The sequence below is a fragment of the Bradyrhizobium sp. USDA 3364 genome, from assembly GCF_054056355.1.
The window spans coordinates 7,644,957-7,662,183 of record NZ_JBSRYG010000002.1 but is presented as its reverse complement, the minus strand read 5'-3'; the positions used below and the strand labels follow the sequence as shown (position 1 = coordinate 7,662,183).

Here is a 17,227-nt window from a genome sequence, read left to right as displayed (position 1 = left end):
GGCAGGACCAGCTACATAGCGCCTTCCGGGCGTGCTGGCACTTGCTGGCATGTCCGTGCTCGCATTCCGAAAACCTGAGATGATAGGAGATCATTCCTTTCCGCATGCCCGCAAGGATGCTCGAAAGGAAGGGGACCCGTCGCCTCTGAACGGAGTGAGAGCAGGGGCCTTCAGCATGCTGAAGTGCCTCGATCCTGTCCAAGACTGCAGGCGCCCGCGAGAACTTCGTGTTTTCAACGGCTTAATCGCATGGCCTGCATAGACGGGTGAAGACCGGATTTTGCACTCCACGCTGCGGACTGTTCGCGGCTTGCGAGGCTGGTTTGGTTCGAACCTCGACAGCCCATGGCCGCAAGGCTCTGGGAGGGCAGGCTTCTAGATGTCGTCTTGCCCGGCATGTCCGAAGGGCCTTGCGCCCGACGGATCAGGTTTAGGGCGGGACGATGGGTGCAACCCGGCGGTCCTGCCTTCGCGGAAAGGCCGCCAACCGGAAAGAGCTTGCTGTGGAACGAGCGGCAAAAAAAGAGTCGGTCGAGCAACTTAACGAGGTCTTCAAGACCACGTCGGTTGCGATCGTTGCTCACTATTCCGGCCTCACCGTGGCCCAGATGCAGAAGCTGCGCATGCAGATGAAGCAGGCGGGCGCGTCGGTGAAGGTCTCGAAGAACCGTCTCGCCAAAATTGCTCTTGAAGGCACTGACGTCGCTGCCATCGGCTCCCTGCTGAAGGGACCGACCGTGATCGCTACTTCGAACGATCCGGTTGCGGCGCCAAAGGTTGCCATCGAATTCGCCAAAGCGAACGAGAAGTTCGTCATCCTCGGCGGTTCGATGGGTAAAACCGTCCTGAATGTCGACAGCGTGAAGGCGCTTGCCTCACTGCCGTCGCTCGACGAACTGCGCGGCAAGATCGTTGGCCTCCTCGTGGCGCCGGCGACCAAGCTTGCTCAGCTGTCCAACGCGCCCGCGGCCAAGCTCGCACGCGTCATTCAGGCTCATGCCTCTAAGGGCGAAGCGGCCTGACCCTTCGCTAATCTCAAACCTGGTTCGAACCAAACGTTTAAGGAAACAGATCAATGGCTGACTTGCAGAAAATCGTCGACGACCTCTCGAGCCTGACCGTGCTCGAAGCGGCCGAACTCGCCAAGCTCCTCGAAGAAAAGTGGGGCGTGTCCGCCGCTGCCGCCGTTGCGGTGGCCGGCCCGGCTGCTGGTGGTGGCGGTGCCGCTGCTCCGGCTGAAGAGAAGACCGACTTCACCGTCGTGCTGGCTGCCGCCGGCGACAAGAAGATCGAAGTCATCAAGGAAGTCCGCGCCATCACCGGCCTGGGCCTGAAGGAAGCCAAGGACCTCGTCGAAGGCGCTCCGAAGCCCGTCAAGGAAGGCGTCAACAAGGACGAAGCCGACAAGCTCAAGGCCCAGCTCGAGAAGGCTGGCGCCAAGGTCGAGCTCAAGTAATGCGCGATCCGGGAGCGCCACGCGGCGCTCCCGGGCCATGCACACGGCGTGCGACAGATTGTCGCGTAACGCGCCGGACACAAAAAAGTGTGGGGATCCGTGGACTTAACCCTCGAATCTCCTTTATTGCCGTCCCATATCGGGTTGGCAGCGGAAAAACACGGTAGGCGGCGGGGGCGGCAGGGCACCCGGCGGAAGCCGTTGGGAGACAGTCAGATTTCGGGGCTTTTTCAGTCCGTAGAGCGGAGCGTTTGGACGAGCGGGTGCAGTGATGCGCCCCGCGCGTCGTTTTGCGTTTTGGAGGCAATCGGGGCCGGGCCGGGGATTTAATTCCTGACTTTGCGCTTCGTTCCTTCGGGACGATTCGAAATTCAACCCGGGGCCGATGGCAGTCGCGTCCCGGAAGGTTCGCCCCACAAAGGCGACGAAAATGAGAGGCCACGATGGCGCAGCAGACATTCACCGGTCGCAAACGCGTACGCAAGTTTTTCGGTCACATCAAGGAAGTTGCCGAGATGCCGAACCTCATCGAGGTTCAGAAGGCGTCTTATGACCAGTTCCTGATGGTCGACGAGCCGGCCGGAGGCCGCCTCGACGAGGGTCTGCAGGCGGTGTTCCGCTCGGTGTTCCCGATCTCGGATTTCTCCGGCACCTCGATGCTTGAATTCGTGCGCTACGAGTTCGAGCAGCCGAAATATGACGTCGACGAGTGCCGCCAGCGCGGCATGACCTTCGCTGCGCCGCTCAAGGTGACGCTGCGCCTCATCGTGTTCGATATCGACGAGGAAACCGGCGCCAAGTCGGTGAAGGACATCAAGGAGCAGGACGTCTACATGGGCGACATCCCGCTCATGACGATGAACGGCACCTTCGTCGTCAACGGCACCGAGCGCGTCATCGTCTCGCAGATGCACCGTTCGCCCGGCGTGTTCTTCGACCACGACAAGGGCAAGACCCATTCGTCCGGCAAGCTGTTGTTTGCCGCGCGCGTGATTCCGTATCGCGGTTCCTGGCTCGACATCGAATTCGACGCCAAGGACATCGTGTTCGCGCGCATCGACCGCCGCCGCAAGCTGCCCGTGACCTCGCTGATGTACGCGCTCGGTCTCGACGGCGAGCAGATCCTGTCGACCTTCTACAAGAAGATCACCTACAAGCGGACCAAGGACGGATGGCGCGTGCCGTTCGACGCCAACCGCTTCCGCGGCTATTCGACCGTCAACGACCTGATCGACGCCGACACCGGCAAGGTGGTGCTCGAGGCCGGCAAGAAGCTGACCGTGCGCCAGGCCCGCCAACTGCAGGAGAAGGGCCTCAAGGCGCTGCGCATGTCGGACGACGAGCTCGTCGGCAACTATCTCGCCGAGGATCTGGTCAACCCGAAGACCGGTGAGATCTACGCCGAAGCCGGCGAGGAGATCACCGAGAAGTCGCTCAAGGTGCTGAACGAGCAGGGCTACAAGGACCTGCCGCTGCTCGACATCGACCACGTCAACGTCGGCGCCTACATCCGCAACACGCTCTCGGCGGACAAGAACATGACGCGTGAGGACGCGCTGTTCGACATCTACCGCGTGATGCGTCCGGGCGAGCCGCCGACGCTGGATTCGGCGCAGGCCATGTTCCAGTCGCTGTTCTTCGATGCCGAGCGCTACGACCTCTCCGCGGTCGGCCGCGTCAAGATGAACATGCGCCTCGAGCTCGATGCGCCCGACACCCATCGCACGCTGCGCAAGGAAGACATCCTGGCGGTCATCAAGACGCTGGTCGACCTGCGCGACGGCAAGGGCGAGATCGACGACATCGACCACCTCGGCAACCGCCGGGTGCGCTCGGTCGGCGAGCTCATGGAGAACCAGTACCGGATCGGCCTGCTCCGCATGGAGCGCGCCATCAAGGAGCGCATGTCGAGCGTCGATATCGACACCGTGATGCCGCAGGACCTGATCAACGCCAAGCCCGCCGCCGCCGCGGTGCGCGAGTTCTTCGGTTCCTCGCAGCTCTCGCAGTTCATGGACCAGACCAACCCGCTGTCGGAGATCACCCACAAGCGGCGCCTGTCGGCGCTTGGCCCGGGCGGTCTGACGCGCGAGCGCGCCGGCTTCGAAGTCCGCGACGTGCATCCGACGCATTACGGCCGCATCTGCCCGATCGAAACGCCGGAAGGTCCGAACATCGGCCTGATCAACTCGCTGGCGACGTTCGCGCGCGTCAACAAGTACGGCTTCGTCGAGACGCCCTATCGCAAGATCAAGGACGGCCGGGTCACCGATGAGGTGGTCTACCTGTCGGCGATGGAAGAGGGCCGCTACCGCGTCGCCCAGGCCAACGTGCCGCTCGATGCCAAGGGCCGCTTCACCGACGATCTGGTGGTCTGCCGTCACGCCGGCGAAGTGCTGCCGGTGACGCCGGACAAGGTCGACTACATGGACGTGTCGCCGAAGCAGCTGGTCTCGGTCGCCGCGGCGCTGATCCCGTTCCTCGAGAACGACGACGCCAACCGCGCGCTGATGGGCTCGAACATGCAGCGCCAGGCGGTGCCGCTGGTTCGCGCCGAGGCGCCGTTCGTCGGCACCGGCATGGAGGGCGTGGTCGCCCGTGACTCGGGCGCGGCGATCGCCGCGCGCCGCTCGGGCGTGATCGATCAGATCGACGCCACCCGCGTCGTGATCCGCGCCACCGAGGATCTCGATCCGACCAAGTCGGGCGTCGATATCTACCGGCTGATGAAGTACCAGCGCTCGAACCAGTCGACCTGCATCAACCAGCGTCCGCTGGTGAAGGTCGGCGACATCGTCAAGAAGGGCGACATCATCGCCGACGGCCCGTCGACCGATCTCGGCGAGCTCGCGCTCGGCCGCAACGTGCTGGTCGCGTTCATGCCGTGGAACGGCTACAACTTCGAAGACTCGATCCTGCTCTCCGAGCGGATCGTGAAGGACGACGTCTTCACCTCGATTCACATCGAGGAGTTCGAGGTGATGGCCCGCGACACCAAGCTTGGCCCTGAGGAAATCACCCGCGACATTCCGAACGTGTCGGAAGAAGCGCTGAAGAACCTCGACGAAGCCGGTATCGTCTACATCGGCGCGGAAGTCCGCGCCGGCGACATCCTGGTCGGCAAGATCACGCCGAAGGGCGAGAGCCCGATGACGCCGGAAGAGAAGCTGCTGCGCGCCATCTTCGGCGAGAAGGCCTCCGACGTCCGCGATACCTCGCTGCGCGTGCCTCCGGGCGTGCAGGGCACCATCGTGGAAGTCCGCGTGTTCAACCGCCACGGCGTCGACAAGGACGAGCGTGCTCTGGCGATCGAGCGCGAGGAGATCGAGCGCCTGGCCAAGGACCGCGACGACGAGCAGGCGATCCTGGACCGCAACGTCTACAACCGCCTCGCCGAGCTCCTGGAGAACCGCCAGGGCATCGCGGGTCCGAAGGGCTTCAAGAAGGATACCAAGATCACCCGCGCGGTGCTCGACGAGTATCCGAAGTCGCAGTGGTGGCTGTTCGCCTCGCCGAACGACAAGCTGATGGCCGAGATCGAGGCCATGCGGAAGCAGTACGACGAGTCGAAGAAGGGTCTCGAGCAGCGCTTCCTCGACAAGGTCGAGAAGCTGCAGCGTGGCGACGAGCTGCCGCCCGGCGTGATGAAGATGGTCAAGGTCTTCGTCGCGGTGAAGCGCAAGATCCAGCCCGGCGACAAGATGGCCGGCCGTCACGGCAACAAGGGTGTGGTGTCGAAGATCGTGCCGATCGAGGACATGCCGTTCCTCGAGGACGGTACCCACGCCGACATCGTGCTCAACCCGCTCGGCGTGCCTTCGCGCATGAACGTCGGTCAGATCCTCGAGACCCATCTCGGCTGGGCCTGCGCCGGTCTCGGCAAGCGCATCGGCCAGACCATCGACGCCTATTATCAGAAGCAGGATCTCAAGCCGCTGCGCGAGACCCTGAAGAAGATCTACGGCGAGGATGAAACCATCAGGTCGCTGAACGACAACGAGCTGGTGGAGCTTGGCCGCAACCTGAGCCACGGCGTGCCGATCGCGACGCCGGTGTTCGACGGCGCCAAGGAAGCCGACATCGAGGAGATGCTGAAGCTCGCGGGCTTCGACGCCTCCGGCCAGTCGACCGTCTATGACGGTCGCACCGGCGATGCGTTCGATCGCAAGGTGACGATGGGCTACATCTACATGCTCAAGCTGCACCATCTCGTGGACGACAAGATCCACGCGCGTTCGATCGGTCCGTACTCGCTCGTCACCCAGCAGCCGCTGGGCGGCAAGGCGCAGTTCGGCGGCCAGCGCTTCGGCGAAATGGAGGTCTGGGCGCTGGAAGCCTACGGCGCCGCCTACACGCTGCAGGAGATGCTGACCGTGAAGTCGGACGACGTCGCCGGCCGTACCAAGGTGTACGAGGCGATCGTGCGCGGCGACGACACCTTCGAGGCCGGTATTCCGGAATCGTTCAACGTGCTGGTCAAGGAAATGCGCTCGCTCGGCCTCAACGTCGACCTGCACAATTCCAAGGTGGGACCGGCGCCGACGTCGGAAGCGGCCGAGTAACGCTGTGATTGATGCCCGGCGCCAAAAGCGCGAAGCGCGTCTTCGCGTAGAGGCGCCGGGCCTTCGCGCTCCGTTCGGACGTTGAGCAGGGCGCGCGCTGACTAAAAGTTTCGAATTTGCTGCCGGTGACGATCGGCACGCGAGGAGAAGACCATGAATCAAGAGATTATGAATCTTTTCAATCCGACGACCCCGGCCCAGGTCTTCGACCAGATCCGGATTTCGATCGCGTCTCCGGAGAAGATTCTGTCCTGGTCGTACGGCGAGATCAAGAAGCCGGAGACCATCAACTACCGCACCTTCAAGCCGGAGCGTGACGGCCTGTTCTGCGCGCGCATCTTCGGGCCGATCAAGGACTACGAGTGCTTGTGCGGCAAGTACAAGCGGATGAAGTACAAGGGCATCATCTGCGAAAAGTGCTCGGTCGAGGTGACGCTGTCGCGCGTCCGGCGCGAGCGCATGGGCCATATCGAGCTGGCGGCGCCGGTCGCCCACATCTGGTTCCTGAAGTCGCTGCCGTCGCGCATCGGACTTCTGCTCGACATGACGCTGAAGGATCTCGAGCGGATCCTGTACTTTGAATACTACGTCGTGCTCGAGCCGGGTCTCACCGCGCTGAAGGACCGACAGCTGCTGTCGGAAGACGAGTATCTGAAGGCGCAGGACGAGTACGGCCAGGATTCCTTTACCGCCATGATCGGCGCCGAGGCGATCCGCGAGCTGCTCAAGGGTCTCGAGCTCGAGAAGCTCGAGGCGACGCTGCGTGCCGACATGGCGGAGACCGACTCCGACATCAAGCACAAGAAGCTCGCCAAGCGTCTGAAGATCGTCGAGGCCTTCCGCGTCTCCGGCAACAAGCCGGAATGGATGATCATGACGGTCGTGCCGGTGATTCCGCCGGACCTGCGTCCGCTGGTGCCGCTCGACGGCGGCCGGTTCGCGACCTCGGACCTCAACGACCTCTATCGCCGCGTCATCAACCGCAACAACCGCCTGAAGCGGCTGATGGAGCTGCGTGCGCCTGACATCATCATCCGCAACGAAAAGCGCATGCTGCAGGAGGCCGTCGACGCGCTGTTCGACAACGGCCGCCGCGGCCGCGTCATCACCGGCGCCAACAAGCGGCCCTTGAAGTCGCTCGCCGACATGCTGAAGGGCAAGCAGGGCCGGTTCCGCCAGAACCTGCTCGGCAAGCGCGTCGACTATTCGGGCCGTTCGGTAATCGTGGTCGGTCCCGAGCTGCGCCTGCATCAGTGCGGCCTGCCGAAGAAGATGGCGCTCGAGCTGTTCAAGCCGTTCATCTACTCGCGGCTCGACGCCAAGGGCCTGTCCACCACGGTGAAGCAGGCCAAGAAGCTGGTCGAGAAGGAGCGTCCGGAGGTCTGGGATATCCTCGATGAGGTGATCCGCGAGCATCCGGTGCTGCTCAACCGCGCGCCGACGCTGCACAGGCTGGGCATCCAGGCGTTCGAGCCGGTGCTGATCGAGGGCAAGGCGATCCAGCTGCATCCGCTGGTCTGCGCCGCCTTCAACGCCGACTTCGACGGCGACCAGATGGCCGTGCACGTTCCGCTGTCGCTCGAAGCGCAGTTGGAAGCGCGCGTCCTGATGATGTCGACCAACAACATCCTGCATCCGGCGAACGGCCAGCCGATCATCGTGCCGTCGCAGGACATCGTGCTCGGCCTCTACTACGTCTCGATCATGCGCGAAGGCCTGCCCGGCGAGGGCAAGATCTTCGGCGACATGGCCGAGCTCGAGCACGCCCTGCATTCGAAGGTCATCCACCTCCACACCAAGATCAAGTACCGGTGGGAAGGCATGGACGAGGAAGGCAAGCAGTCCAAGCGCTGGATCGAGACCACCGCCGGCCGCGTCATGCTCGGCAATTTGCTGCCGAAGAACCCGAAGATCTCCTACGAGATCATCAACAAGCTGATGACCAAGCGCGAGATCTCAGGCGTGATCGACCAGGTCTACCGGCACTGCGGTCAGAAGGAGACGGTGATCTTCTGCGACCGCATCATGGCGCTCGGCTTCTACAACGCCTTCAAGGCGGGCATCTCGTTCGGCAAGGACGACATGGTCGTGCCGGCGTCGAAGTGGAAGATCGTGGACCAGACCCGTACGCTGGCGAAGGATTTCGAGCAGCAGTACAATGACGGCCTGATCACCCACGGCGAGAAGTACAACAAGGTCGTCGACGCCTGGTCGAAGGCCGGTGAAGAAGTCGCCAAGGCGATGATGAAGGAGATCTCGTCGACCAAGAAGACGGCGGCGGGCGCGGATGCCGACATCAACTCGATCTACATGATGGCGCACTCCGGTGCGCGTGGTTCGCCGGCGCAGATGCGCCAGCTCGCCGGCATGCGCGGCCTGATGGCCAAGCCGTCGGGCGAGATCATCGAGACGCCGATCATTTCCAACTTCAAGGAAGGTCTGTCGGTGCTCGAGTACTTCAACTCGACCCACGGCGCCCGCAAGGGCCTCGCGGACACCGCGTTGAAGACCGCGAACTCGGGCTACCTGACCCGCCGTCTGGTCGACGTCGCGCAGGACTGCATCATCACGCAGACCGATTGCGGCACCACGCTCGGCATCAAGATGCGCGCCATCGTCGATGCCGGCACCGTGGTGGCCTCGCTCGGCTCGCGCATCCTGGGCCGCGTGGCCTGCGATGACGTGCGCGATCCCGCCACCAACGAGGTCATCATCAAGCGTGACACGTTGATGGAGGAGAGCCACGTCGACGCGATCCAGCAGGCCGGCATCCAGGAAGTGAAGATCCGCTCGGCACTGACCTGCGAGCTGATCAACGGCATCTGCGCCAAGTGCTACGGCCGCGACCTGGCCCGCGGCACTCCGGTCAACCACGGTGAGGCCGTCGGCGTCATCGCGGCGCAGTCGATCGGTGAGCCCGGCACGCAGCTGACGATGCGCACGTTCCACATCGGCGGCGCCGCCCAGCTCAACGAGCAGTCGTTCGTCGAATCGAACTTCGACGGCAAGATCGTGATCAAGAACAAGGCCATCGCCCGCAACAGCGAAGGCAGCCTGGTCGCGATGGTGCGCAACATGGTCGTTGCGATCGTCGATGCCGACGGCACCGAGCGTGCAACCCACCGTATTCAGTACGGTTCGAAGATGCATGTCGACGAAGGCGACATGGTCAAGCGCGGCCAGCGCATCGCCGAGTGGGACCCTTATACCCGCCCGGTTCTCACCGAAGTCGAGGGCACGATCGGGTTCGAGGATCTGGTCGAAGGCCAGTCGATCTCGGAAACGCTCGACGAATCGACCGGTATCGCCAAGCGCGTGGTCATCGACTGGCGCACGACGCGCGGCGGTTCGGACCTGCGCCCGGCCATCGTGGTCAAGGGCAAGGACGGCAAGGTGCTGAAGCTCGCGCGTGGCGGCGATGCCCGCTACATGCTTTCGGTCGACGGCATTCTGTCGGTCGACGTCGGCGCGAAGGTGATGCCCGGCGACATCCTGGCGCGTATCTCGACCGAGAGCGCCAAGACGCGTGACATCACCGGCGGTCTGCCGCGGGTGGCGGAACTGTTCGAGGCTCGCAAGCCGAAGGACGCGGCGATCATCGCGGAGACCGCGGGCACGATCCGCTTCGGCCGCGACTACAAGAACAAGCGCCGCATCTCGATCGAGCCGATGGACAAGACCGAGGAGCCGCGCGAGTACCTGATCCCGAAGGGCAAGCACATCCACCTTCAGGACGGCGACATCGTCGAAAAGGGCGATTTCATCGTCGAAGGCAATCCGGCGCCGCACGACATCCTGGCGATCAAGGGCATCGAGGAACTCGCTGCCTATCTGGTCAACGAAATCCAGGAGGTCTACCGGTTGCAGGGCGTGCTCATCAACGACAAGCACATCGAGGTGATTGTCCGTCAGATGCTGCAGAAGGTCGAGGTCACCGACCAGGGCGACACCGACATGATCTCGGGCGAGCAGGTCGACAAGATCGAGTTCGACGCGCTCAACACCAAGGCCAAGGAGGAGGGCAAGAAGCCCGCCACGGGGACGCCGGTTCTGCTCGGCATCACCAAGGCGAGCCTGCAGACCCGCTCCTTCTTCTCGGCGGCGTCGTTCCAGGAGACCACGCGCGTGCTCACCGAAGCTGCCGTCAACGGCAAGGTGGACCCGCTCGAAGGCCTCAAGGAGAACGTCATCGTCGGCCGCCTGATCCCGGCCGGCACCGGCGCCTCGATGGCGCGGATCCGCGAGGTCGCGGTCAAGCGCGACAAGCTGATCCTCGACGAGCGCGAGAAGCAGGCGGCGATCGTGCCGACGGCTCCGGAAGCGGAGCCGCTGGCGCTGCCGCCCGCGGAATAGGCCTCCGCAAGACTACGGTAATGGCGAGAAGGCCGGCGTTTTGCCGGCCTTTTTGCTGCATTCTTTCCCTGCTGCGGTGCAGGGACGCAGTTTGTTCATCTTCCCTTCAGGCAAAAAAGTGCTTTTGCTAGGGCGGCTTAGACCGGCTGTTTGGCTCGCGCCGGAGACGACGGAATCCATATGCTCGACTTGGCTATTGTAGGCGGCGGCCCCGGGGGGCTGATGAGCGCCTGGTATTTGAAGCGCAAACTCGGCGACCTCTGCCGCATCACCATCTTCGAGGCCTCGAACCGCCTCGGCGGCAAGATCGTCACGCGCAAATTCGACACCGCGCCCGCGATGTACGAGGCGGGCGTGGCCGAGATCTACGATTACTCGATGACGGGACCCGACCCGTTGCGTGAGCTGATCCAGCATTTCGGCCTGCAGACGATCCCGATGGACGCCGAACAGGTGCAGCTCGACGGCGAGCTGCTTGCCGACGTCCCGGGCATGCGCCGCAAATACGGCGCGAAGACCGCGGCCGCGATCGAGGCGTTCCGCAAGCGCTGCAGCGACCTGGTGTCGCCGATCGAGTATTACGAGGGCGTCGGCGCCCACGACAACGAACACCCCTGGGCCTACAAGACCGCCGAGCAGGTCCTTGACGAGGAGGTCGAGGACGAGACCGCCAAGCGTTTCTTCAAGGTGATGGCGCGCTCCGACATCGCGACCGAGAGCCACAACACCAACGGCCTCAACGCGCTGAAGAACTACGTGATGGACGTCGACGGCTATATCGGCCTGTATTCGATCCAGAACGGCAACGAGCAGCTGATCGACTGTCTGCGCTCGGAGGTCAACGCCGACATCCAGCTCAACCATCGCGTCCTCAAGGTCGGCAAGACCGAGAGCGGCCGCTATCAGCTCAACATGATGAACGGCAAGGGACCGGAGACGCGCGACTTCGACCTCGTCCTGGTCTGCCTGCCGCACTCCTGGCTCGCGACCATGCGCTGGGACGGCGAGACGCTGCGCAAGTCGATGGTCAAGCACGTCGCCTATTTCGACCGGCCGGCGCACTATCTGCGCGTCTCGATCCTGTTCGACGAGCCGTTCTGGGGCGAGAAGATCCCGGGCGCCTGGTTCATGTCGGAAGCGTTCGGCGGCTGCTGCGTCTACAACGAGGGCGCGCGCCACGATGTCGGCAAGCATGGCGTGCTGAACTGGCTGATCGCGGGCTCGGATGCGCTCGCCTTCGCCAATCTCAGCGACCAGGAATTGTTCGACGCCGCGCTGAAGTCGCTGCCGGCCTCGCTCGGCGATGCTCCGCGAGCACTTCCTTGAAGGCAAGATCCATCGCTGGCTGTCGTCCGTCAACGCGCTGCCGGGCGGCCTGCCGGTGCGCGACGTCATGACCAATCACCGCCCCGAGCCGAAGCAGCACCCCGGCATCGTGGTGGTCGGCGACTATCTGTTCGATTCGACGCTGAACGGACTGCTCGATTCCTCCGATGCCGCGACCGACATCATCGTCACCGAGATGATGCGGCTGCGCCGTGCCCGCGCCCAGGACGAGGGCGCGCTGTCGGACAAGATCGACCGCAGCTATTTCGAGAATTACCGCGGCGCCGGCCCCTACAGCGAGGTCTGGCGCGACTTCACCGACCCGGCCTACCTGACCGACCTGATCAAGACGGTCTGGGGCAGGGCGAAGGGCTACAAGCTGCTGATCGCCGGCTCGGCCAGCGGCGAATTGGTCGGCGCGCTGCGCGACCGGGGCATCGATGCCTGGGGCATCGAGAACAACCGCTACATCCACGGCAAGACGCCGAAGGCGCTCAGGAAGTACAACAAGCTCGGCTCGATCGCCGACATGCCGTTCAAGGACGAGGAGTTCGACTTCGTGTTCGAGACCTCGCTGTGCCATCTCGGCGAGAAGCAGGTGGTGCGCGGCGTGCGCGAGCTCAACCGCGTGGTCAAGACCGGCGTCGTGTTCGCGTCGGTCACCTCGGACATGGCGCCGGCGGTGATCGATCGCTACGACCTGCTGCGCGGGGTGAAGAAGCTCGGCACCTGGTGGGAGTGGTCGGAACTGTTCTTCGGCAACGGCTTCGACCTGTCGATGCACCGCCGCGACTGCACCGATGCGCTGTGGACGCTGACGCTGGCCGCCAACAAGGGGCCGGGACAGTGGTACGCCGACTCCGACAGCCTGCGTTATTCCTTCTTCGACAAGGTCGACGCCGACCTCGACGACTAGCGGCAACGATCAGGCACTTTGCGCAAGGCGATCCGCCTTGCGTCAACCAAACGTCAAGCGGCCGCGACGCCGTGATCCCTAGTCAACCGGATCGTGTGGCGCCGCGCCGCCCGTTCCAAACGCTTTGCCGAATTGATCCTGATCGCATAGGATCGCCGCCGCAGTGCTATCGGCTGCGGTTTCGATTTGCGGTCATGCCGGCCGTGGAGCATCGGTTGGTTTCATGGCGCCAAGACCTCCTGCATCAAGACCTCCTGCATCAGACGATCCGACGAGAGCGGCGGCCGACGAACTCGAGCTGAAGAAGAAGTCCGCGCCTGTTGCCGGCCCGCCTGCGGCGAAGCCAGCCGCGGTTCCTGCTGACGACGACGACGACGAAGAGGACGACGAGTTCGAGCTCGACGACGATGATGACGAGGACCTCGTCGTCTTCACCGCCAAGGAAGCCGCCGGCGCGCTGTCCACGATCTTCGGCTTCGTCAAGCCGATCCTGGCGAACTACAAGCGGCCATTGGCCTGTGTCGCCTTCGGTGTGCTGGTCGAGACGTTGTTCAACGTCATCATGCCGCTCAGCCTGAAATTCCTGATCGACGACGCGCTCGGCGAGGAGGACTTCGGGGCGCTCTACAAGATCCTCGGCGTGCTCGCGGTCGCCGGCATCGTCACCTCGATCATCGCGGTCTGGTACGAGCGCTGGGATGCGCGGCTTGGCGCCGGCATCATCGCCGACGTCCGGACGCGCATCTTCGAGCACGTCCAGAACCTGCCGTCGGCCTATTTCGCGCGCACCAAGCGCGGCGAGATCCTGTCGCGCTTCTCGATCGATCTCTCGGCCTTCGAGGGCTCGGTCAAGACCTTCGCCAACAGCGCAGCGTTGCCGGGCCTCGAGTTGATCGCCGGCATCATCCTGATGCTGTTCCTGAACTGGCAGCTCGCCGTGGTCGCCTTGCTGGTGTTTCCGATCACGCTGATCGGGCCGCGTATCCTGACGCCGAAGGCGGTGGAGGCCAACTACCAGCAGAAGCAGAACGAGGCCGCGCTGCTCGGAACCGTGCAGGAGAATGTCGCTGCGCAGGCAGTGGTGAAGGCGTTCAACCTGCAGCGCCGGGCGCTCGGCTGGTTCACGCTGCGCAACCGCGACGTCCGGACCAAGGCCGCATCGGCCATGTTCCTGTCGACCATGGTGGAGCGCACCGTCACCATCGCGGTGCTGCTGCTCCACCTCGTCGTGCTGGCGATCGGCGCCTATCTCGCCACCAAGGGGCAGATCACGGTCGGCACCTTCGTGACCTTCGAGAGCGCATTCTGGGAGGTGTCGTACAACATCGCCCACCTGATGCACTTCATTCCGGTATCGATCCAGTCGGCGGCGGCGGTGCGGCACATCCAGGAGCTGCTCGACGAGCCGACCCGCGGCGCCGACCGTCCCGGCGCGCCGGATCTGCCGCGCATCACCAACGACATCGCCTTCGAGCGCGTCACCTTCCAGTATGACGGGGCGCAGACGCCGGTGCTCGACAATCTCAGCCTCAAGCTCAATGCCGGCAAGAGCATTGCGATCGTCGGCCCCAGCGGCTCCGGCAAGAGCACGCTGATCAACCTGATCCTGCGGCTCTACGTGCCGGACGAGGGCCGGGTCGCCATCGACGGCGTCGACATCCGCCGGGTGACGCGCGAGTCGCTGCGGGCGAACATGGCGGTCGTGTTCCAGGAGAACATGCTGTTCAACATGTCGATCCGCGAGAACATCCGGCTCGGCAAGGAAGGCGCGACCGATGCCGAGGTCGAGGATGCCGCGAGGAAGGCCGAGATCCATCGCTACATCATGAGCCTGCCGCAGCGATACGACACGCCGGTCGGCGAGCGCGGCGATACCTTGTCCGGCGGCCAGCGCCAGCGCATCGCGATCGCGCGCGCGATCATCCGTAACCCGTCGGTGCTGCTGCTCGACGAGGCGACCTCGGCGCTCGACCAGACCACGGAGGCGGCGATCAATCGCACGCTGCTCAAGGTCGCCGCGGGCCGCACCATGATCTGGTCGACGCACCGTCTGACCTCGGTGGTCGAGATGGACGAGATCATCGTGATCTCCGGCGGCAGGGCGATCGAACGCGGCTCGCACGATGAGCTGCTGGCCAAGAATGGCGTCTACCGCAAGCTGTGGGACGACCAGGGACACCTGCATCACGACGCCGACGCCGAGGATGACGACGACGCGGACGACGATGAAGGCGATGAGGATGAGGACGAAGACGAGGATGAGGAGGCGTGAGGCGCCGCGGGCGATAGCCGCGCGCAAGCCTCGCCTGATCTCGCCTTACGCCCTGTCGGCCGCCTGCGGACGCTGCCGGAAGTGACCGGCCGGCCGCGTCGTTGACGGCGTCGCCGGCGAGCGGTGTGGCCGGCGCAGCCAGCCCCGGCCGAGATAGCCGAGGAAGCGCGCCCAGCGCTGGGCTTGCCAATAGGGCCCGCTGCCGATCGAGACCATGCGGAAGTTGAAGGCCTTGGCGTTCGACCAGGCGTCGCATTCGGTCTTGACCGGATCGTCGTAAAACGCGGCGATCTTCTCTTCGCCCATGCCGTCGGTCGCAAGCCAGGCCGGGATGTGGACATTGCAGAGCTGGGCCACGTCGGTGAACACCTTGTCGGTCCCGGTGCCGGTGACCGGGCAGGTGCTCGCGAAGGCATCACCGACCAGCACGACGCCGGCCTGCCGATAGCCGGTGCTGACATAGACGTCGGCGGGCCTGATCTTGATGTCGCCGGCGACGTCGAATTCGCCGGTCAGCCGGCGCAGCCGCGGCAGCGCGGCATTCAGCGTCTCGACCGGATTGCGGCGCATCGTCCGCAGCCAGGGATCGTCGGCCTGGCGGTAGGTGAAGAGGTTGGCGCGCATCCGATTCTCGACCGGAAACAGCGTGATGTAGGGGATGCGGTCGCTCGGCCGCTCCGAGAAATAGGTCATGGCCGCAAACGGGAAGGCGGGGCGGCCGACGGGGACGAAATCGAAGCCGATCGAGATCGAGTGGCAGACGCTGGTGACCAGCCGCTCGATGCCGAGCATCCGGCGCAGCCCGACATTCAGGCCGTTGGCGAGCACGATGAGGCGCGCCGAGATCTCCTCGCCGCCGGAGAGCACGAGCCGCTGCCGCTCGGAGCTGGTCGCGACATTGACCACCTTGTCGCAGATGAACTCCGCCGGTCCCACGATTTCGTTTCGAATCGCGGTGATCAGGGCGTCGTACATGATGCCGTACTGCCGGCTGGGCTGCCGGTCGAGCAGATGGCCGAATCGCGCGATCCAGTTCTCGCCGTCCAGCGTCGCCGAACGGAGCACGGATTCGGCAAGACCGGTCCGGGCGAATCGCTCGAGCTGGAGGTCGCCGCCGATCTTTTCGACGCGGAAATCGAACGGATAGACCCGGTGGGGATCGATCAGGACGCTCGGTATCCCGGCACGACCGAGCATGGCGGCCGCGGTCGAACCCGCAAGACCTCCGCCGATGATCGCTATATCGGTGTACCGCATGAAGGATTTCCGTGGCCGTAGACCCCGATTTTTGCGCTGCGAATGGCAAATAAAGGCTTAGTTTCGAAGTTTGCCTTCAGGACTAAGTTGGGGAGAGTTGTTTCTATTCTTATTTTACCCGGGTACAAAATGATCTCACCGCCGCGCCGGAGATTCGGGTATGGGCGAGGGGAGGTCCGGCGGCTGTCATATTTCGCCGCGTGATGGGCGTTGGCGAAATGCGAATTACGCAACTGCCAGAGGCGTTTCTTGGCTTGTCGTTTTGCTTGACTTCACTATCTCTCGATTATACAAGGCGCCCACTTAACGACAGGCGGTGAGCTACGCCAGCGTCGGAACGGAACACCCGAAGGTCCTTTTTCAGGAGCCGGACGGGCACCAACCTCGACGAATGCCGCTCAAACGCTGTCGATGATAGCTAGGCAATGCCAGGACGATACTAGTTCTCTTGAGCACGTCCTCTTGAGAGTGAATTCGGATGCATGACCTCGGTGGCGGACCGAACAGCGAACGCTGATCGGCTCGGGATCGCGGTCCTCTGTGGCGTCGAAGCGCTTTCCGCTCAGCGATGAGTGGTTGGCGCGATTTCGCTTTGCGCGGGTATTTCTCCCGTGTCGAGCGGGCCGTACGGGACGGCTGTTCCCGCGAAGAATTGGCGGAGCCATTCAAGGTTCCGCGCGAACTAAAGGGTGAAGGCTGCATGCCGACGATCAACCAGCTGATCGCGAATCCGCGTGAAGTACAGAAGTCGCGTAAGAAGGTGCCGGCGCTGCAGCAGTCGCCGCAGAAGCGCGGCGTGTGCACGCGCGTCTACACCACGACCCCGAAGAAGCCGAACTCGGCGCTTCGTAAGGTCGCCAAGGTGCGCCTGACCAACGGCTTCGAGGTGATCGGCTACATCCCGGGTGAGGGCCATAACCTTCAGGAGCACTCGGTGGTCATGATCCGCGGCGGTCGCGTCAAGGACTTGCCCGGCGTGCGCTACCACATCCTCCGCGGCGTGCTGGATACCCAGGGCGTCAAGAACCGTAAGCAGCGTCGTTCGAAGTACGGCGCGAAGCGTCCGAAGTAAGCGGGAAACGATC

At 63.8% G+C, this 17,227-nt stretch carries 7 protein-coding genes and 1 pseudogene; 7 read left to right on the top strand and 1 reads right to left on the bottom strand.

Annotated elements, in window-relative coordinates; all coding sequences use genetic code 11:
* Positions 1-503 precede the first annotated feature (503 nt).
* The 6 genes and pseudogenes from rplJ to ACVILL_RS36085 all read left to right on the top strand — a co-directional run bounded on the left by rplJ (position 504) and on the right by ACVILL_RS36085 (position 14,885).
* Entirely contained in the window at positions 504-1,022 is a 519-nt protein-coding gene (gene rplJ, locus ACVILL_RS36110) for a 50S ribosomal protein L10 (RefSeq protein ID WP_028335452.1), read from the top strand.
* Between the two features lie 53 nt (positions 1,023-1,075).
* Complete coding sequence (rplL, locus tag ACVILL_RS36105; RefSeq protein ID WP_456733388.1) at positions 1,076-1,456, top strand: 50S ribosomal protein L7/L12; 381 nt, start codon at positions 1,076-1,078, stop codon at positions 1,454-1,456.
* Between the two features lie 443 nt (positions 1,457-1,899).
* The gene (gene rpoB / locus ACVILL_RS36100; RefSeq protein ID WP_456733387.1) at positions 1,900-6,018 is read left to right on the top strand and encodes a DNA-directed RNA polymerase subunit beta; all 4,119 of its coding nucleotides are present in this window, start codon (positions 1,900-1,902) and stop codon (positions 6,016-6,018) included.
* A gap of 153 nt (positions 6,019-6,171) precedes the next feature.
* Entirely contained in the window at positions 6,172-10,371 is a 4,200-nt protein-coding gene (gene rpoC, locus ACVILL_RS36095) for a DNA-directed RNA polymerase subunit beta' (protein WP_456733386.1), read from the top strand.
* A gap of 180 nt (positions 10,372-10,551) precedes the next feature.
* A pseudogene (locus ACVILL_RS36090) lies at positions 10,552-12,613 on the top strand (FAD-dependent oxidoreductase).
* Positions 12,614-12,836: 223 nt separating this feature from the next.
* On the top strand, positions 12,837-14,885 hold the full coding sequence (locus tag ACVILL_RS36085; protein ID WP_456733385.1) for an ABC transporter ATP-binding protein: 2,049 nt from the start codon (positions 12,837-12,839) through the stop codon (positions 14,883-14,885).
* A gap of 45 nt (positions 14,886-14,930) precedes the next feature.
* On the opposite strand, the gene ACVILL_RS36080 is transcribed toward ACVILL_RS36085, so the two are convergent.
* Positions 14,931-16,142, bottom strand: a complete 1,212-nt coding sequence (locus tag ACVILL_RS36080) for an FAD-dependent oxidoreductase (RefSeq protein ID WP_456733384.1) — start codon at positions 16,140-16,142, stop codon at positions 14,931-14,933.
* A 700-nt stretch (positions 16,143-16,842) separates the two neighbouring features.
* Between ACVILL_RS36080 and rpsL the strand changes: the two genes are divergently transcribed.
* A complete protein-coding gene (rpsL, locus tag ACVILL_RS36075) occupies positions 16,843-17,214 on the top strand; it encodes a 30S ribosomal protein S12 (protein WP_006611834.1) in 372 nt (123 codons plus the stop codon).
* Positions 17,215-17,227 lie beyond the last annotated feature (13 nt).

Coding starts and splice junctions, on each gene's coding strand:
- rplL (WP_456733388.1), top strand. CDS start 1,076: ATGGCTGACTTGCAGAAAATCGTCGACGACCTCTCGAGCCTGACCGTG.
- rpoB (WP_456733387.1), top strand. CDS start 1,900: ATGGCGCAGCAGACATTCACCGGTCGCAAACGCGTACGCAAGTTTTTC.
- rpoC (WP_456733386.1), top strand. CDS start 6,172: ATGAATCAAGAGATTATGAATCTTTTCAATCCGACGACCCCGGCCCAG.
- ACVILL_RS36085 (WP_456733385.1), top strand. CDS start 12,837: ATGGCGCCAAGACCTCCTGCATCAAGACCTCCTGCATCAGACGATCCG.
- ACVILL_RS36080 (WP_456733384.1), bottom strand. CDS start 16,142: ATGCGGTACACCGATATAGCGATCATCGGCGGAGGTCTTGCGGGTTCG.
- rpsL (WP_006611834.1), top strand. CDS start 16,843: ATGCCGACGATCAACCAGCTGATCGCGAATCCGCGTGAAGTACAGAAG.